General features: G+C 69.7%; 14 protein-coding genes and 1 tRNA gene. 6 read left to right on the forward strand and 9 right to left on the reverse strand.

Features of this window, described 5'->3' with window-relative positions; translation table 11 throughout:
• Positions 1-39 precede the first annotated feature (39 nt).
• The 3 genes from hrpA to ACZ7N4_RS34030 all read left to right on the forward strand — a co-directional run bounded on the left by hrpA (position 40) and on the right by ACZ7N4_RS34030 (position 4,752).
• Entirely contained in the window at positions 40-3,984 is a 3,945-nt protein-coding gene (gene hrpA, locus ACZ7N4_RS34020; protein ID WP_471366548.1) for an ATP-dependent RNA helicase HrpA, read from the forward strand.
• Positions 3,985-4,077: 93 nt separating this feature from the next.
• Positions 4,078-4,152, forward strand: a tRNA-Asp gene (locus ACZ7N4_RS34025).
• A gap of 342 nt (positions 4,153-4,494) precedes the next feature.
• Positions 4,495-4,752, forward strand: a complete 258-nt coding sequence (locus ACZ7N4_RS34030) for a DUF6274 family protein (RefSeq protein ID WP_471366550.1) — start codon at positions 4,495-4,497, stop codon at positions 4,750-4,752.
• Positions 4,753-5,084: 332 nt separating this feature from the next.
• On the opposite strand, the gene bldC is transcribed toward ACZ7N4_RS34030, so the two are convergent.
• Positions 5,085-5,291, reverse strand: coding sequence for a developmental transcriptional regulator BldC (gene bldC / locus ACZ7N4_RS34035; protein ID WP_003949541.1), 207 nt, complete (start codon positions 5,289-5,291; stop codon positions 5,085-5,087).
• A 519-nt stretch (positions 5,292-5,810) separates the two neighbouring features.
• The gene (locus ACZ7N4_RS34040) at positions 5,811-6,653 is read right to left on the reverse strand and encodes a DUF8083 family protein (RefSeq protein ID WP_471366553.1); all 843 of its coding nucleotides are present in this window, start codon (positions 6,651-6,653) and stop codon (positions 5,811-5,813) included.
• A gap of 201 nt (positions 6,654-6,854) precedes the next feature.
• On the opposite strand from ACZ7N4_RS34040, the gene ACZ7N4_RS34045 reads away from it, so the two are divergent.
• Together ACZ7N4_RS34045 and ACZ7N4_RS34050 are read left to right on the forward strand one after the other, a co-directional pair.
• Complete coding sequence (locus tag ACZ7N4_RS34045) at positions 6,855-7,961, forward strand: Leu/Phe/Val dehydrogenase (protein ID WP_471366556.1); 1,107 nt, start codon at positions 6,855-6,857, stop codon at positions 7,959-7,961.
• Between the two features lie 290 nt (positions 7,962-8,251).
• Entirely contained in the window at positions 8,252-8,503 is a 252-nt protein-coding gene (locus tag ACZ7N4_RS34050) for a DUF3073 domain-containing protein (RefSeq protein ID WP_467929242.1), read from the forward strand.
• A 75-nt stretch (positions 8,504-8,578) separates the two neighbouring features.
• Here ACZ7N4_RS34050 and purM read toward each other — a convergent pair whose 3' ends face one another.
• From purM to purS, 7 genes are all read right to left on the reverse strand, one after another.
• Positions 8,579-9,646, reverse strand: coding sequence for a phosphoribosylformylglycinamidine cyclo-ligase (gene purM, locus ACZ7N4_RS34055; RefSeq protein WP_471366563.1), 1,068 nt, complete (start codon positions 9,644-9,646; stop codon positions 8,579-8,581).
• Between the two features lie 32 nt (positions 9,647-9,678).
• Complete coding sequence (gene purF, locus ACZ7N4_RS34060; RefSeq protein WP_471366566.1) at positions 9,679-11,208, reverse strand: amidophosphoribosyltransferase; 1,530 nt, start codon at positions 11,206-11,208, stop codon at positions 9,679-9,681.
• A gap of 201 nt (positions 11,209-11,409) precedes the next feature.
• Positions 11,410-11,862 carry an META domain-containing protein gene (locus ACZ7N4_RS34065; protein ID WP_471366569.1) on the reverse strand — a complete coding sequence of 151 codons (453 nt, stop codon included), beginning with the start codon at positions 11,860-11,862 and terminating at the stop codon, positions 11,410-11,412.
• A gap of 57 nt (positions 11,863-11,919) precedes the next feature.
• Positions 11,920-12,717 (reverse strand): maleylpyruvate isomerase family mycothiol-dependent enzyme, encoded by a 798-nt coding sequence (locus ACZ7N4_RS34070; RefSeq protein WP_471366573.1) that lies wholly within the window; start codon positions 12,715-12,717, stop codon positions 11,920-11,922.
• Positions 12,718-12,848: 131 nt separating this feature from the next.
• Positions 12,849-15,107: a phosphoribosylformylglycinamidine synthase subunit PurL gene (gene purL, locus ACZ7N4_RS34075; protein WP_471366577.1), complete on the reverse strand. Its 2,259-nt coding sequence runs from the start codon at positions 15,105-15,107 to the stop codon at positions 12,849-12,851.
• Positions 15,104-15,784 (reverse strand): phosphoribosylformylglycinamidine synthase subunit PurQ, encoded by a 681-nt coding sequence (gene purQ, locus ACZ7N4_RS34080; protein WP_471366579.1) that lies wholly within the window; start codon positions 15,782-15,784, stop codon positions 15,104-15,106. The genes purL and purQ overlap by 4 nt, the downstream gene beginning before the upstream one ends.
• Positions 15,781-16,044, reverse strand: a complete 264-nt coding sequence (purS, locus tag ACZ7N4_RS34085; RefSeq protein ID WP_189296898.1) for a phosphoribosylformylglycinamidine synthase subunit PurS — start codon at positions 16,042-16,044, stop codon at positions 15,781-15,783. Before purS ends, purQ begins: the two co-directional genes overlap by 4 nt.
• 311 nt (positions 16,045-16,355) lie before the next feature.
• Between purS and ACZ7N4_RS34090 the strand changes: the two genes are divergently transcribed.
• Positions 16,356-16,673, forward strand: coding sequence for a histone-like nucleoid-structuring protein Lsr2 (locus ACZ7N4_RS34090; protein ID WP_199211126.1), 318 nt, complete (start codon positions 16,356-16,358; stop codon positions 16,671-16,673).
• Positions 16,674-16,875: the final 202 nt, after the last annotated feature.

Genomic DNA, 16,875 nt, shown 5'->3' on the forward strand with positions numbered 1-16,875 from the left:
TCGCGGGATTTTCCGCCGAGGTGAGATCCTGGACCGCGTATGTCTACGCATCCCGCCCCCGCCCTCGGCACCCTCGCCCCCCGCCTGACCGAGCTGTCGCTGCGCGACGCGCACCGGCTCGGGCGGCGGCTGGAGGGCGCGCGCAAGATCCGTAAGCCGGAGGCCCGTGCCGCCGTCCTCGCCGAGATCGACGGCGAGATCGGCAGGGCCGAGGCCCGGATGGCCGAGCGCCGCTCCCGCGTGCCGGCCGTCACCTACCCCGAGCAGCTGCCGGTCAGCCAGAAGAAGGACGCCATCGCGGCCGCCATCCGCGATCACCAGGTGGTGATCGTGGCCGGTGAGACCGGTTCCGGCAAGACCACGCAGATCCCGAAGATCTGCCTGGAGCTGGGCCGCGGCGTGCGCGGCATGATCGGGCACACACAGCCGCGCCGGATCGCCGCCCGGACCGTCGCCGAGCGGGTCGCGGAGGAGCTGCGGACGCCGCTCGGCGAGTCCGTCGGCTGGAAGGTCCGCTTCACCGACCAGGTGAACCCGGACGGCACCTTCATCAAGCTGATGACGGACGGCATCCTGCTCGCCGAGATCCAGACCGACCGCGAGCTGCGCGCCTACGACACGATCATCATCGACGAGGCCCACGAGCGGTCCCTCAACATCGACTTCCTGCTGGGCTATCTCGCCCAGCTGCTGCCCAAGCGCCCGGACCTGAAGGTCGTCATCACCTCGGCGACCATCGACCCCGAGCGCTTCTCCCGGCACTTCGGCGACGCCCCGATCATCGAGGTCAGCGGGCGGACGTACCCGGTGGAGGTCCGTTACCGCCCCCTCCTGGAGGACGACTCCGAGGACGCGGACCGGGACCAGATCACCGCCATCTGCGATGCCGTCGAGGAACTGCAGGCCGAGGGCCCCGGCGACATCCTCGTCTTCCTCTCCGGCGAGCGGGAGATCCGGGACACGGCGGACGCGCTGGAGAAGAGGAAGTACCGCTCCACGGAGGTGCTCCCCCTCTACGCCCGGCTGTCGCACGCCGAGCAACACCGCGTCTTCCAGCCGCACACCGGGCGCAGGATCGTTCTGGCGACCAACGTCGCCGAGACCTCGCTGACCGTCCCGGGCATCAAGTACGTCATCGACCCCGGCTTCGCCCGCATCAGCCGCTACAGCCACCGCACGAAGGTGCAGCGGCTGCCGATCGAGCCGGTCTCGCAGGCCAGCGCCAACCAGCGCAAGGGCCGCTGCGGCCGTACGTCCGACGGCATCTGCATCCGCCTGTACTCCGAGGAGGACTTCCTCGCCCGCCCGGAGTTCACGGACGCGGAGATCCTCCGTACGAACCTGGCCTCCGTCATCCTGCAGATGACCGCGGCCGGTCTCGGCGACATCGAGAAGTTCCCCTTCATCGACCCGCCGGACCACCGCAACATCCGCGACGGCGTGCAGCTCCTCCAGGAGCTCGGCGCGCTGGACCCGGCCCAGAAGGACCCGCGCAAGCGCCTCACCGACACCGGCCGCAAGCTCGCCCAGCTGCCCGTCGACCCCCGGCTGGCCCGGATGGTCCTGGAGGCCGACCGCAACGGCTGCGTCCGCGAGGTGATGGTCATCGCGGCCGCGCTGTCCATCCAGGACCCGCGCGAGCGCCCCGCCGACAAACAGGCCCAGGCCGACCAGCAGCACGCCCGCTTCAAGGACGAGAGCAGCGACTTCCTCGCCTACCTCAACCTGTGGCGTTACATCCGCGAACAGCAGAAGGAGCGCGGCTCGTCGTCCTTCCGCCGGATGTGCAAGCAGGAGTACCTGAACTTCCTGCGCATCCGCGAGTGGCAGGACATCTACACCCAGCTGCGCACGGTCGCCAAGCAGATGGGCATCCACCTCGCCGAGGACGACGCCCCCGCCGACCGCGTCCACGTCTCCCTCCTCGCCGGTCTGCTCTCCCACGTCGGGATGAAGGACGTCAAGGACGGCAACAAGAACGAGTACCTGGGCGCCCGCAACGCCAAGTTCGCGATCTTCCCGGGCTCGGCGCTGTTCCGGAAGCAGCCCAGGTTCGTGATGTCGGCGGAGCTGGTGGAGACCAGCCGCCTCTGGGCGCGGGTCAACGCGAAGATCGAGCCGGAGTGGGTCGAGCCGCTGGCCGGGCACCTGCTCAAGCGGACGTACAGCGAACCGCACTGGGAGAAGGACCAGGCGGCCGTGATGGCGTACGAGAAGGTCACGCTGTACGGCGTCCCGATCGTCGCCCAGCGGAAGGTGAACTACGGCCGGATCGACCCGGAGACGAGTCGCGAACTGTTCATCCGCAACGCGCTGGTGGAGGGCGACTGGCGTACGCACCACAAGTTCTTCGCCGACAACCGGAAACTGCTCAGCGAGGTCGAGGAGCTGGAGCACCGCGCCCGGCGCCGGGACATCGTGGTCGACGACGACACGCTCTTCGACTTCTACGACCAGCGGGTGCCCGAACACGTCGTCTCCGGCGCCCACTTCGACTCCTGGTGGAAGCGGAAGCGGCAGGAGCAGCCGGACTTCCTGGACTTCGAGCGGGAGATGCTCATCCGGGAGTCGGCGGAGGCGGTCACCAAGGCCGACTATCCCGACAGCTGGCGGCAGGGGCAGCTCAAGTTCCGGGTGACGTACCAGTTCGAGCCGGGCGCGGACGCCGACGGTGTGACGGTCCACGTCCCGCTCCAGGTCCTCAACCAGGTCACGGACGAGGGCTTCGACTGGCAGATCCCGGGCCTGCGCGAGGAAGTGGTGACGGAGCTGATCCGCTCCCTGCCGAAGCCGATCCGCCGCCACTACGTACCGGCGCCGAACTACGCGAAGGCGTTCCTGGAGAAGGCGGTCCCTCTGCAGGAACCCCTGACCGTCACGATGGCCCGCGAGCTGAAGCGGATGGTCGGTGTGCCGTTCGAGGCGGAGGACTTCGACTGGTCGAAGGTCCCCGACCACCTCAAGATCACGTTCCGGATCGTCGACGAGCGACGCCGGAAGCTGGCCGAGGACAAGGACCTTCAGGCGCTGAAGCTGCGCCTGAAGCCGAAGGCGCGCCAAGCCCTCTCCCAGGCCGCGGCGGCGACCGCCTCCCGCGAGGGCGGGGAGTCCCTGGAGCGCAAGGGCCTGACGGACTGGACGATCGGCTCGCTCACCCGGGTCTTCGAGACGCGCCGGGCCGGCCAGCCGGTCAAGGCGTACCCGGCGCTGGTGGACGACGGCGACACGGTCTCGGTCCGCCTCTTCGACACGGAGGCGGAGCAGGCGGAGGCCATGTGGAAGGGCACGCGCCGCCTGATCCTCCGGAACATCCCGGTGAACCCGGCGAAGTTCGCGTCCGAAAAGCTGACGAACGCCCAGAAGCTCGCCCTCTCCGCCAATCCGCACGGCTCGATCCAGGCGCTGTTCGACGACTGCGCGATGGCCGCGGCGGACAAGCTGATCGCGGACTTCGGCGGGCCGGTGTGGGACGAGGAGTCGTACCGGAAGCTGTACGACAAGGTGCGCGCGGAGATCGTGGACACCACGGTCCGTACGGTCGCCCAGGTACAGCAGGTCCTCGCGGCCTGGCAGGCCTGTGAACGCCGCCTGAAGGCCGTCGGCAGCCCCACGCTGCTCGCGAACCTCACGGACGTCCGCAAGCAGCTGGACGCCCTCGTGAAGCCCGGTTTCGTGACGTGGGCGGGCATACGGCGGCTGCCCGACCTCATGCGCTACCTGGTGGCCGCGGACCGTCGTCTGCAGCAGATGCCGACGAACGTCCAGCGGGACACGACGCGCATGGAGAAGGTCCACGAGATGCAGGACGAGTACGCCTGGCTCCTGGAACAGCTCCCGCAGGGCCGGCCGGTGCCGCAGCAGGTCCTGGACATCCGCTGGATGATCGAGGAACTCCGGGTCAGCTACTTCGCCCACGCGCTGGGCACGGCGTACCCGGTCTCCGACAAGCGCATCGTGAAGGCGATCGACGCGGCGGCCCCGTGACCGCCCCCGCACGGAGGGTGAGTTCGACCTGACTCCGCACCTGATGTAAAGTCTCTTCTCGCAGCGCAACGCACAACAAGCGCCGCGAAACCAGGTCCTGTGGAGCAGTTTGGAGTGCTCGCCACCCTGTCAAGGTGGAGGCCGCGGGTTCAAATCCCGTCAGGACCGCATCAGGAGTGAGGCCCGCATCCACCAAGGATCGCGGGCCTCAGTCATACCCGCACCCGCCGGGCCACCAGACGACAGCGGAGGCCCCGCCCGCGGCGGAGCCGTATCAACCGCAGCGCCTCCTCTCAGATCGGCTTGAATCAGTCCGTCCGGTGTGTGAGGACGCGGGCCGAATGAAACGACGGGGAGCTGAGGGCGCAGCGGCCGGTGAGCCGCCGCGGTGCCGGTGCCCGGCGGTCCCGCCGAACCGGCGGAGCCCCGCGCGGCCTTGACGGCGTCACATTCCCTCGGTACCCCAGAGAGCAGGACTCGTTCCTCCTGTGGGAACCCTGGAGGTGGCGTATGACGGCGTCGGTCAGGCATGAGACGCGGGCGCTCCTGAGGGCGCATCTGTCGGCCGCCTCGTCCTACGGGCATCTCACCCGCCACTGCCCCATCTGCCACCGCCTGCTGCGGCTGGAGATGGACACCGGCCCCCAGGACCAGGGCGACGAGCGGGAGGATGGCGAGGAGAGCGGCCGACGGGACGCCGCATGCGACTCCGTCGCCCCGACTCCCTCACCCACGCCGGCCGCAGACGACAGGCGTCGGGGTGTGTGACGGGAGTCACCGTATGAGTTTTTGAAACCACGGTACTTACCCCCGCCCTACAACGGGTCAATTTAATATGTGCAATTGCACCGCTCTCACGATCCGCTCACAGCCGTTCCGACAGGCCTCCCCAGACTCCGACAAGCCGGCGCACAAAAAAGATCGCGCTGGACCCGGCGGAGTCCAGCGCGATCGACGACGCACCCTGTGTCGCTTGCCTATGACGTTCTCTTCGGCTGGGCGAGGGGCCTGTTGGGGCAGGTCCCGCGTCGCTTGGAGCTAGCGTTCCGAGCGCCTCGGCCGATTGGGGGATCGACCGTCTTGCCCGGTTATGGAGTTGTTCAGGCTTCGCTGCGCTGCTGCGGGATGCCCGCGAGCAGAGCGCGAACCTCGGCCTCGCGGTAGCGGCGGTGCCCGCCGAGCGTACGGATGGACGTGAGCTTGCCGGCCTTCGCCCACCGCGTGACCGTCTTGGGGTCGACGCGGAACATGGTGGCGACCTCAGCCGGGGTCAGCAGCGGCTCGGCATCAGGGGTGCGAGCGGTCATGAGCGGCCTCCTCGGGAGAACCGAACCTTCTCGGTTCTTTCCTCTAAATTCTGCACCTTGACCCGCGTTGCCCGAAATGGCGGACGCGAGTCGAGTCGGTTATAGGACGAACGGCTTGTCCTCGGCACTACAACTACACCATCTGTCCAGCCCCGTCGGCCAAACCGATGGAATTGCCCTCCCAGGTGTTCATCAGCGACGGAAGCCGATGGACCATGCCATAGCGGACAGTCACGCCACTGTGACGATCAGTCACAGTGGCGTGCAGGAGTCACCAGACCCCCCAAAGCGTGCAATGCTGAGAATCCGCCCATGATGGAGCACAGTTGGACGGACGGAGTCCTCCCCGGACTCCTTGTCCTATTTTGGCACGAGGGATGGCAAGAGGCGCAAGGGCCGGGTAAGTGCCATCCATCACCCTTGAGACAAAAGTCCAGATCGGGACCAACATCTCGTCAGGTGTTCCAAGCGAGTAGAACGTACGTCGTTCGGGGCGTTTTTGACCGTGACGTACGTCACTCAGTTCGCCGAACGTCTGTCCCGCACCGCGCGCCACCGCTCCACCAGCCGCCCGTACGCCTCCCCGGCGGCCGTCCCGTCCCCCCGCCGCAGCGCCTCGATGCCGGCCGCCACGTCCGCCGCCGAGTGGTCGCCCTCCAGCTCGCCCGCCGGCAGGACGTGCACCAGGCCGCCGTAGTCCAGCTCCACCAGCGCGCGCGGATGGAACTCCTCCAGCCAGCGGCCGACGTCCACCACGCCGTCGACCAGCGGCCCCTCCTCGACGGTGTCCCGCAACGTGCGCAGCGCCCGCGCCACCCGGCGCCGGGCCTGCACCATCGGCGTGCGGTAGCGCAGCACCGGGGGCACCTCGGCGGTCCCCTCGTCGTACCGCCGCTCCTCGTCGGAGACCAGCACGAACCAGTTCAGCGGCACCTGCCAGGTCGCCGTGCGGATCCACGGGCGGGCGTCGGGGTTGCGGGCGAGCCAGCGCTCGTAGTCCTGGGCGGCCTGGCGGCGCACCACCGGCGGCAGCACCGCGTCCAGCACCGGCGGGGGCAGCTCCCCGGCCAGCTCCTCCAGGGCCTGCCAGCCGCGCAGCCGGGTCCGCCAGGGGCACACGCAGACCACCCCGTCGACCTCCAGCACGAAGGCGTCGCCGCTCTCGTGCACCGGCACCGCGACCGGCGGGGTCGGCAGCAAGTCGGCCAGGGACCGGCGCAGTTCGTCCTGATAGGAGGGGCGGTCGGGGCGGTGGGCGTAGCGCCCCCAGTGACTGCGCTCCGGCTCAGGGAAGGCGCCCAGCGGCTCGTACACCCGCAGGTAGGCGGCATAGGGGACGACCACGGAGGACACCTTCGGCACGCCTGCTCCCCTCCCCGTCGGACCTGGCACGAAACCACTGCAAATCGTGCCACGCTCATGCGTGCGGAGCGGGCTCGGGAGAGTGATCCTGAACACTGCGCGGATGGTGAGTGGGCCGAGGCTCTACGCTCGTGCCACGGCTCCCCGCCACCCGTACGGGGACCGTCCCCACTCGCCGCTATGTACACAGGAGTCACCACAGTGACCGACGTAACCGGCGCGCCTGCTGATGTCCTGCACACCCTGTTCCACTCGGACCAGGGCGGCCATGAGCAGGTCGTGCTCTGCCAGGACCGGGCCAGCGGCCTCAAGGCCGTGATCGCCATCCACTCCACCGCCCTGGGCCCGGCCCTCGGCGGCACGCGCTTCTACCCGTACGCCACCGAGGCCGAGGCCGTCGCCGACGCCCTCAACCTCGCGCGCGGCATGTCGTACAAGAACGCCATGGCCGGCCTCGACCACGGCGGCGGCAAGGCCGTGATCATCGGCGACCCGGAGCGCGACAAGACCGAGGAACTGCTCCTCGCCTACGGCCGCATGGTCGCCTCGCTCGGCGGTCGCTACGTGACCGCGTGTGACGTCGGCACCTACGTCGCCGACATGGACGTCGTGGCCCGCGAGTGCCGCTGGACCACCGGCCGCTCCCCCGAGAACGGCGGCGCCGGTGACTCCTCCGTGCTCACCGCCTTCGGTGTCTACCAGGGCATGCGCGCCTCCGCGCAGACGCTGTGGGGCGACCCCTCGCTGCGCGGCCGCAAGGTCGGCATCGCCGGCGTCGGCAAGGTCGGCCGCCACCTGGTGCGCCACCTGCGCGAGGAGGGCGCCGAGGTCGTCGTCACGGACGTCCGCACGGACGCCGTCCAGCGGATCCTGGAGCAGTACCCGGCGGGCGTCACCGCGGTCGCCGACACCGAGGCGCTGATCCGGGTCGAGGGGCTCGACATCTACGCCCCCTGCGCCCTCGGCGGCGCCCTGAACGACGACACCGTGCCCGTGCTCACCGCGAAGGTGGTGTGCGGCGCGGCCAACAACCAGCTGGCCCACCCGGGCGTGGAGAAGGACCTCGCCGACCGCGGGATCCTCTACGCGCCGGACTACGTGGTGAACGCGGGCGGGGTCATCCAGGTGGCCGACGAGCTGCACGGGTTCGACTTCGACCGGTGCAAGGCGAAGGCGGCGCGGATCTTCGACACCACGCTGGCCATATTCGCACGTGCGAAGGAAGACGGTATTCCGCCGGCCGCCGCGGCCGACCGGATCGCCGAGCAGCGGATGGCCGACGCCCGCGCGGGCCGCGCCGCGCGCTGAGCGGATCGCACACGTGAGCGGTACCCGCCGGCGGGAACTTCGAGAGAACTCTCACTTCCCCCGGCGGGTCGTTCCCCGATAAGTGGTTAAAATCGCCACTGACCAGCGAGGACAGGGCGCCTCGAAGGTCCTGGGCAGACGCGCGTGCTGCGGGCGACGTACCGTATGGGCGCGGGCTCAGGTACCGTGGAAGCCCTACGGACCGGCCTCTCCATGGAGAGTCCGTTCCAGATCATGAACGCGTGTCAGACTCTGGGGCCGTCGAGCCCCGTCGTTGAGGGGGTCGAGCCATGGGGCGCGGCCGGGCCAAGGCCAAGCAGACGAAGGTCGCCCGCCAGCTGAAGTACAACAGCGGTGGGACGGACCTCTCACGCCTGGCCGAGGAGCTGGGCGCATCGACATCGAACCAGTCGCCGAACGGCGACCGATTCGAGGACGATGAGCATGACGACGACGATCTGTACTCTCGTTACGCCGACCTCTACGAGGACGACGACGAGGACGAGGACGACGGTCCTCAGCAGCACCGTCGCGGCGCTTGACCTTGCATTGACCAGTTCCGGTCGGTGGCACTGCCACCGACCGGCTTCTGTGTTGTCCGCACGGTCCGCGAGGGCTCAGCTCGCGTAGTCGCCCACCAGCTCGGCACCGGTCGTCTTCTCGCCCCGCTCGGTGATCTCGCCGGCGACCCACGCGTCGACCCCGCGGTCGGCCAGGGTCGCGAGCGCCACCTCGGTCGACTCCTCCGGGACGATGGCGATCATGCCGACGCCCATGTTGAGGGTCTTCTCCAGCTCCAGGCGCTCCACGCTGCCGGTCTTCCCGACCAGGTCGAAGACCGCGCCCGGCGCCCAGGTGGACCGGTCGACCACGGCGTGCAGGCCGTCCGGGATCACCCGGGCCAGGTTGGCGGCGAGCCCGCCACCGGTGATGTGGCTGAAGGCGTGCACCTGGGCGGTGCGGGTCAGCGCGAGGCAGTCCAGCGAGTAGATCCTGGTGGGCTCCAGCAGCTCCTCGCCGAGGGTGCGGCCCAGCTCCGGGACCTCCGTCTCCAGGGCCATCCCGGCGCGGTCCAGCAGGACGTGGCGGACGAGGGAGTACCCGTTGGAGTGAAGCCCGGAGGACGCCATGGCGATCACGGTGTCACCCGTGCGGATGCGATCGGCGCCCAGCAGCCGGTCGGCCTCCACGACGCCCGTACCGGCCCCGGCGACGTCGAAGTCGTCCTCGCCCAGCAGGCCCGGGTGTTCGGCCGTCTCACCGCCCACCAGGGCGCATCCGGCCAGCACACAGCCTTCCGCGATGCCCTTGACGATGGCGGCGACGCGCTCGGGGTGCACCTTGCCGACGCAGATGTAGTCGGTCATGAACAGCGGCTCGGCACCGCACACCACGATGTCGTCCATGACCATGGCGACCAGGTCGTGGCCGATGGTGTCGTAGACGCCCATCCGGCGCGCGATGTCGACCTTCGTGCCGACGCCGTCGGTGGCGGAGGCCAGCAGCGGGCGCTCGTAGCGCTTCAGGGCGGAGGCGTCGAAGAGCCCGGCGAAACCGCCGAGGCCACCGAGGACCTCGGGGCGCTGGGTCTTCTTCACCCACTCCTTCATCAGTTCAACGGCGCGGTCTCCCGCTTCGATGTCGACGCCCGCGGCTGCGTAGCTGGCACCAGTCGTCTCAGACATGGGGTGAGAACCTTCGTGTCGTACGGCAGAACTTACGGGCGGCGGATCGCGTCGGTCGCCGCGGTCGCGGCCGGACCGGCCGCCAGCTCGGTCTCCAGGAGCTGCTTGCCGAGCAGCTCCGGGTCCGGCAGCTCCATCGGGTACTCGCCGTCGAAGCAGGCGCGGCAGAGGTTCGGCTTGGCGATCGTGGTCGCCTCGATCATGCCGTCGAGGGAGATGTAGGCGAGCGAGTCGGCGCCGAGGCTGGTGCCGATCTCCTCGATGGTCATGCCGTTGGCGATCAGTTCCGCGCGGGTGGCGAAGTCGATGCCGAAGAAGCAGGGCCACTTCACGGGCGGCGAGGAGATCCGGATGTGGACCTCGGCGGCGCCGGCCTCGCGGAGCATGCGGACCAGGGCCCGCTGGGTGTTGCCGCGCACGATCGAGTCGTCCACGACGACCAGGCGCTTGCCCCGGATGACTTCCTTCAGCGGGTTCAGCTTCAGCCGGATGCCCAGCTGGCGGATGGTCTGCGAGGGCTGGATGAACGTCCGGCCGACGTAGGCGTTCTTCACCAGGCCGGCGCCGAACGGGATGCCGGAGGCCTCCGCATAACCGATGGCGGCCGGGGTTCCGGACTCCGGGGTCGCTATGACCAGATCGGCCTCTACGGGCGCTTCCTTGGCCAGCCGGCGGCCCATCTCCACGCGGGAGAGGTACACGTTCCGGCCGGCGATGTCGGTGTCCGGGCGGGCCAGGTACACGTACTCGAAGACACAGCCCTTGGGCTTCGCTTCCGCGAATCGGGAGGAACGCAGGCCGTTCTCGTCGATGGCGACGAACTCGCCCGGCTCGATCTCCCGCACGAAGCTCGCGCCGCAGATGTCGAGGGCGGCGGACTCGGAGGCGACCACCCAGCCGCGCTCCAGGCGGCCGAGGACCAGCGGACGGATGCCCTGCGGGTCACGGCCGGCGTAGAGGGTGTGCTCGTCCATGAAGACGAGGGAGAAGGCGCCCCGGACCTTCGGGAGGACCTGGTGGGCCGCCTGCTCGATGGTGAGCGGCTTGCCGTCCTCGTCGACCTGGGCGGCCAGCAGGGCCGTCAGCAGGTCGGTGTCGTTGGTGGCCGCGACCCGGGCGGAGCGGCTGTTGTTGTCGTTCGGGAGTGCGGCGACCATCTCGGCGAGCTGCGCCGTGTTGACCAGGTTGCCGTTGTGGCCGAGCGCGATCGAGCCGTGCGCGGTGGCACGGAACGTCGGCTGGGCGTTCTCCCACACGGAGGCCCCGGTGGTCGAGTAGCGGGCGTGTCCGACCGCGATGTGACCCTGGAGCGAACCGAGCGAGGTCTCGTCGAAGACCTGGGAGACCAGGCCCATGTCCTTGAAGACGAGGATCTGGGAGCCGTTGCTGACCGCGATTCCCGCGGATTCCTGACCCCGGTGCTGGAGGGCGTAGAGCCCGAAGTACGTGAGCTTTGCGACCTCTTCACCCGGAGCCCAGACGCCGAAGACGCCGCAAGCGTCCTGGGGGCCCTTCTCGCCGGGAAGCAGATCGTGATTGAGTCGACCGTCACCACGTGGCACGCCACCGAGTGTAGGCGAGATCGACCACTGGTCCGAATTGGGGATGCGCGCCCGCACCGGTTCGACCGGTGTCGATCACCTTGGTGGATTCTACGTTTGCGCAGGTCACGGCAGTGAGTCAGGTTTTGATGGCGGCCTCGGGTGCCCGGTACGGGCTGGTCACGGACGTCTTCGCCGTTTCCGTGAGTGAGGTGTCGCACATCATGCGGGAGCACCGCGGCTGAGGTGGACGCGGTCGCCGTCGCCGTCGGTGAGCGTCAGCTTGGCGGCCTCCGTGCGGGCGACGAGGGTGCCGGTGGTGAGGATGCGGGCGAGGGCGCGCTCGAACCCCATGCGCTCCTCGTCGCAGGCCATCCTGGTGGTCCGCAGGTCACCGACGGTGATCCGGTCGCCGTGCACCGTGGCCCGGGCGCTGAACCGGTTGCAGCCCAGGTTGCCGGCCGCCCTGCCGTCCTCGATGCGCAGGCGGGCGGTGGCGGGCGCGTGCCGGGTGCTGCCGCCGACGGTGATCCCGTCGATCCGCCAGTCGACCCCGGTCACCGGCTGCTGGACGCTCACCGCCCCACTGTCCCCCTTCTCGCCGCCACAGGCCATGGCGAGGGGGAGAAGCGCGACGGCCACCGTCAGGATCGCGCGCTGCCTGTACCGGTTCATACCGGTTCGACGTACCCCGGCCGACCCGGGTTCCGGCCCCACCACGACCGGCGGCGGCTACGACATGACGGGCAGCAGTCCCCCGATGTCCGCCCGCTCCCCGCTCGCGAGGACCTTCGCCCCGGCCAGCGCGTCCGGCCAGGCCAGGCGGCCCGTGGCCAGCCGGATCCAGGTGAGCGGGTCGGTCTCCACGACGTTGGGCGGGGTGCCGCGGGTGTGCCGGGGTCCCTCGACGCACTGCACGACGGCGTACGGCGGCACCCGCACCTCGGTGGAGCCGCCGGGTGCCCTCACCGCGAGGGCGTCGGCCAGCAGCCGGGTGGTGGCGGCCAGGGCCTGACGGTCGTACGGCACGTCGAGGCCCGGGACGGCGGCGTTCAGGTCGTCGGTGTGGACCACGAGTTCGAGGGCGCGGGTGACGAGGTAGTCGTCCAGCGGCAGGGCACCCGCGCTGGTGTCCAGCAGCCGGCTGCCGGGGTGCTCGTCCAGCAGGGCGCGCAGGCTGTGGTCGATCCGGGCGAGGTAGGCGGCGGGGTCCGGGTGGGCATCGGTGCCACCCCGGGTGAAGGCGTCGATGCCGTCGGCGCGCCGCCCGGTGGTGAGCGGCCACTCGGCCACGGTGAGGGTCGGCCTGGGCGGGGCGGGCAGCTCCAGGGCCCGGTGGACGGCGGTGACCGCCATGCCGATGTGCGCGGTCAGGTCCCGCACGGTCCAGTCGCCGAGCCGGGTGGGCAGGGCGAGCTGCTCGGGGGTGAGGCCGCGGGCGGCCTGCCCGACGTTTGCGAGCTGGGCGAGGACGGCGGCTCGGGTCCTGGCGGGGTCGTAGCTGCGGACGCGCTTCTTGGCCGGTGGCATGTCAGCGACCCTATGCCCGACGGCGGTTGCCGTTCAGCCGGCCGCCGCCCCGCACGGGAACGTGCGGAAGGCCCCGCCCGGTACGCGCGTCCGGGCGGGGCCTCCTCTGGTGCACGACGGTGGACGACCGCCTACGCCAGCAGCGCCGGGATCGTCTCCTCGTGGGCCCTGCGCAGCTCCTCCAGGGAGAGGGTGAACTCGCCCTGGACCTCCACCGTGTCGCCGTCCACGACACCGATGCGGGTGGCCGGGAGGCCGCGGGCGCCGCACATGTCGTTGAAGCGGACCTCCTCCGAGCGCGGCACCGCGACGACGGCACGGCCGGCCGACTCGGAGAACAGGAAGGTGAAGGCGTCCAGGCCGTCCGGTACGACCAGACGGGCGCCCTTGCCGCCGAGCAGCGCCGACTCCACGACCGCCTGGACCAGACCGCCGTCGGACAGGTCGTGCGCGGAGTCGATCATGCCGTCGCGGGAGGCGGAGATCAGGATCTCGGCCAGCAGGCGCTCCCGCTCCAGGTCCACCGCCGGGGGCAGACCGCCCAGGTGGTCGTGGATCACCTGGGACCAGGCCGAGCCGCCGAACTCCTCCCGGGTGTCGCCGAGGAGGTAGATCAGCTGCCCCTCCTCCTGGAAGGCGACCGGGGTGCGGCGGGCGACGTCGTCGATCACGCCGAGGACGGCCACCACCGGGGTCGGGTGGATGGCGGCCTCGCCGGTCTGGTTGTAGAGCGAGACGTTGCCGCCGGTCACCGGCGTGCCGAGCTGCTGACAACCATCGGCCAGACCGCGCACGGCCTCCGCGAACTGCCACATCACCGCCGGGTCTTCCGGGGAGCCGAAGTTCAGGCAGTCGGAGACGGCGAGCGGCTTGGCGCCGGTGGCCGCGACGTTGCGGTAGGCCTCGGCCAGGGCCAGCTGGGCGCCGGTGTACGGGTCCAGCTTGGCGTAGCGGCCGTTGCCGTCCGTCGCGATGGCGACGCCGAGACCGGTCTTCTCGTCCACGCGGATCATGCCGGAGTCCTCCGGCTGGGCGAGGACGGTGTTGCCCTGCACGAGGTGGTCGTACTGGGAGGTGATCCAGTTCTTCGACGCCTGGTTGGGCGAGCCCACCAGCTTCAGGACCTGGTCCTTCAGCTCCTCGCCCGTCTCCGGGCGGGGCAGCTTGCCGGCGTCGTCGGCCTGGAGGGCGTCCTGCCAGTCGGGGCGGGCGTACGGGCGCTCGTAGGTCGGGCCCTCGTGGGCGACCGTGCGCGGGTCGACGTCCACGATCTTCTCGCCGTGCCAGAAGATCTCCAGCCGGTCGCCGTCGGTGACCTCACCGATGACGGTGGCGATGACGTCCCACTTCTCGCAGATCTCCAGGAAGCGGTCGACCTTCTCCGGCTCCACGACCGCGCACATGCGTTCCTGCGACTCGCTCATGAGGATCTCCTCAGGAGACAGCGTCGAGTCGCGCAGGGGGACGTCGTCCAGCGTCACGCGCATGCCGCCGGAGCCGTTGGAGGCCAGCTCGGACGTGGCGCAGGACAGGCCCGCCGCGCCCAGGTCCTGGATGCCGACGACCAGCTTCTCCCGGAAGGCCTCCAGGGTGCACTCGATGAGGAGCTTCTCCTGGAAGGGGTCGCCGACCTGGACGGCCGGGCGCTTGCTCGGCTTGGCGTCGTCGAAGGTCTCGCTCGCCAGGATCGACGCGCCGCCGATGCCGTCGCCGCCGGTCCGGGCGCCGTAGAGGATGACCTTGTTGCCCGCGCCGGAGGCCTTCGCGAGGTGGATGTCCTCGTGCCGCATCACACCGATGGCGCCGGCGTTGACCAGCGGGTTGCCCTGGTAGCAGGCGTCGAAGACGACCTCGCCGCCGATGTTGGGCAGGCCCAGGCAGTTGCCGTAGCCGCCGATGCCCGCCACGACGCCCGGCAGGACGCGCTTGGTGTCGGGGTGGTCGGCGGCGCCGAAGCGCAGGGGGTCGACCACGGCCACCGGGCGGGCGCCCATCGCGATGATGTCGCGGACGATGCCGCCGACACCCGTGGCCGCGCCCTGGTAGGGCTCGACGTAGGACGGGTGGTTGTGCGACTCGACCTTGAAGGTGACCGCGTAGCCCTGGCCGACGTCCACGACACCGGCGTTCTCGCCGATGCCGACGAGGAGGGCGTCGCTCTGCGGCGCCTTCTCGCCGAACTGGCGCAGGTGGACCTTGGAGGACTTGTACGAGCAGTGCTCGGACCACATGACCGAGTACATGGCGAGTTCGGCGCCGGTGGGGCGGCGGCCGAGGATCTCCACCACCCGCTCGTACTCGTCCTTCTTCAGGCCGAGTTCGGCCCAGGGCAGCTCGACGTCGGGGGTCGCGGTCGCGTGCTCGACCATGTCCAGAGGCGTCCGGCTCATGCGTTGACCAGCTTCTTGAGGATCGAGGTGAAGAACGGGAGCCCGTCGGTACGGCCCGTACCGACCAGCGGCTCGACGGCGTGCTCGGGGTGCGGCATCAGGCCGACGACGTTGCCCGCCTCGTTGGTGATGCCGGCGATGTCGTTGAGCGAGCCGTTCGGGTTGAAGTCCAGGTACCGGAAGACGACGCGGCCCTCCGCCTCCAGCTTGTCCAGCGTGTACGCGTCGGCGACGTACCGGCCGTCCATGTTCTTCAGCGGGATGTGGATCTCCTGGCCGGCGCGGTAGTCGCCGGTCCAGGAGGTCTCCGCGTTCTCCACCCGCAGTTTCTGGTCGCGGCAGATGAAGTGGAGGTGGTCGTTGCCGAGCATCGCGCCGGGGAGGAGGTGGGCCTCGGTGAGGACCTGGAAACCGTTGCAGATACCGAGGACCGGCAGGCCGGCCCTCGCCTGCTCGATCACGGACTCCATCACCGGCGAGAACCGGGAGATGGCACCGGCCCGCAGATAGTCGCCGTAGGAGAAACCGCCGGGCAGGATGACCGCGTCGACCTGCTTGAGGTCCTTGTCCTTGTGCCACAGGGCGACCGGCTCGGCGCCCGCGAGACGGATCGCCCGCTGGGCGTCCCGGTCGTCCAGCGTGCCCGGGAAAGTGACGACGCCAATACGAGCGGTCACTTGGCCGCCTCCGCGACTTCGTCGATACGGACCGTGAAGTCCTCGATCACGGTGTTGGCGAGGAAGGATTCCGCAAGATCGCGGATCCGCGCGAGCGCGGCATCGTCGACCGGCCCGTCAACTTCCAGTTCGAAACGCTTTCCCTGACGTACGTCCGAGATCCCTTCGAATCCCAGGCGCGGCAGCGCACGCTGGACCGCCTGGCCCTGGGGGTCGAGGATCTCCGGCTTGAGCATGACGTCGACTACGACGCGTGCCACTGGCACTCCCGGTGTGTGGTGCTGAGCAGGTCCCTTCAGACTACCCGCACAAAATTTCTACGCGAGTAGAGTTGGAGGAAAGTACGTGAGGCGCATCACGATCGGGTGTCGAAGCCATGCCCCCGCGAAAAGTTCTGGGAAAGTTCCACAGTCCGTCCGTCACCACCTATTGCGCCCGGACACGCGGACGGATTTAGTCGGGCTTCACTTTGCATTGCCGGGCACTGTACAAATGAATTGGCAATAGCCGATACTCGGCACGTCGGCGGCGTTGAGCTGTAACGACGTGCCGCACGAAGGGACCGATATTCGTGGCGCAAAAGGTCGTGGTCACTCTCTTTGACGACATCGACGGCTCGGAAGCGGCGGAGACGATCGCCTTCGGACTCGACGGCAAGTCGTACGAGATCGACCTGAACGAAACCAACGCCGGGAAACTGCGCAAGGCGCTCGCGCCCTACGTCGAGGCCGGCCGCAAGCGGTCGCGGTCCGGCAAGGCGTACAAGCAGACGGAGGTCGCCCCCGACCCGGCGGCCGTCCGCGCCTGGGCCCAGGCCAACAAGATGGACGTCCCGGCCCGGGGGCGCATCCCGAAGAAGGTCTACGAGGCGTTCAGCGCCGCGCAGTGAGCCCGCGAAGGGGCGAGTCCCCAGGGCCCCGGGAACCGTCAGGGGGCCCTGGGGACCGTGCACTTGGGGCATACCGGGCTGAAGGGAAGGCCTCCTCGCGCCCGCGGGGTCGGCCGTCTCCCGCCCGTGGCGGAGCCGACTTGCGCTACCCCCCTGCTGATCAGCTAATGTCTGGGACACGCCGAGGGGCGAGGCCGAAAGG

This window comes from Streptomyces sp. NPDC107654, from assembly GCF_055639035.1.

Bases quoted from the DNA above. Each gene is read 5' to 3' on its own strand.
- hrpA (WP_471366548.1), top strand. From the start codon at position 40: ATGTCTACGCATCCCGCCCCCGCCCTCGGCACCCTCGCCCCCCGCCTG.
- ACZ7N4_RS34030 (WP_471366550.1), top strand. From the start codon at position 4,495: ATGACGGCGTCGGTCAGGCATGAGACGCGGGCGCTCCTGAGGGCGCAT.
- bldC (WP_003949541.1), bottom strand. From the start codon at position 5,291: ATGACCGCTCGCACCCCTGATGCCGAGCCGCTGCTGACCCCGGCTGAG.
- ACZ7N4_RS34050 (WP_467929242.1), top strand. From the start codon at position 8,252: ATGGGGCGCGGCCGGGCCAAGGCCAAGCAGACGAAGGTCGCCCGCCAG.
- purM (WP_471366563.1), bottom strand. From the start codon at position 9,646: ATGTCTGAGACGACTGGTGCCAGCTACGCAGCCGCGGGCGTCGACATC.
- ACZ7N4_RS34065 (WP_471366569.1), bottom strand. From the start codon at position 11,862: ATGAACCGGTACAGGCAGCGCGCGATCCTGACGGTGGCCGTCGCGCTT.
- ACZ7N4_RS34070 (WP_471366573.1), bottom strand. From the start codon at position 12,717: ATGCCACCGGCCAAGAAGCGCGTCCGCAGCTACGACCCCGCCAGGACC.
- purL (WP_471366577.1), bottom strand. From the start codon at position 15,107: ATGAGCCGGACGCCTCTGGACATGGTCGAGCACGCGACCGCGACCCCC.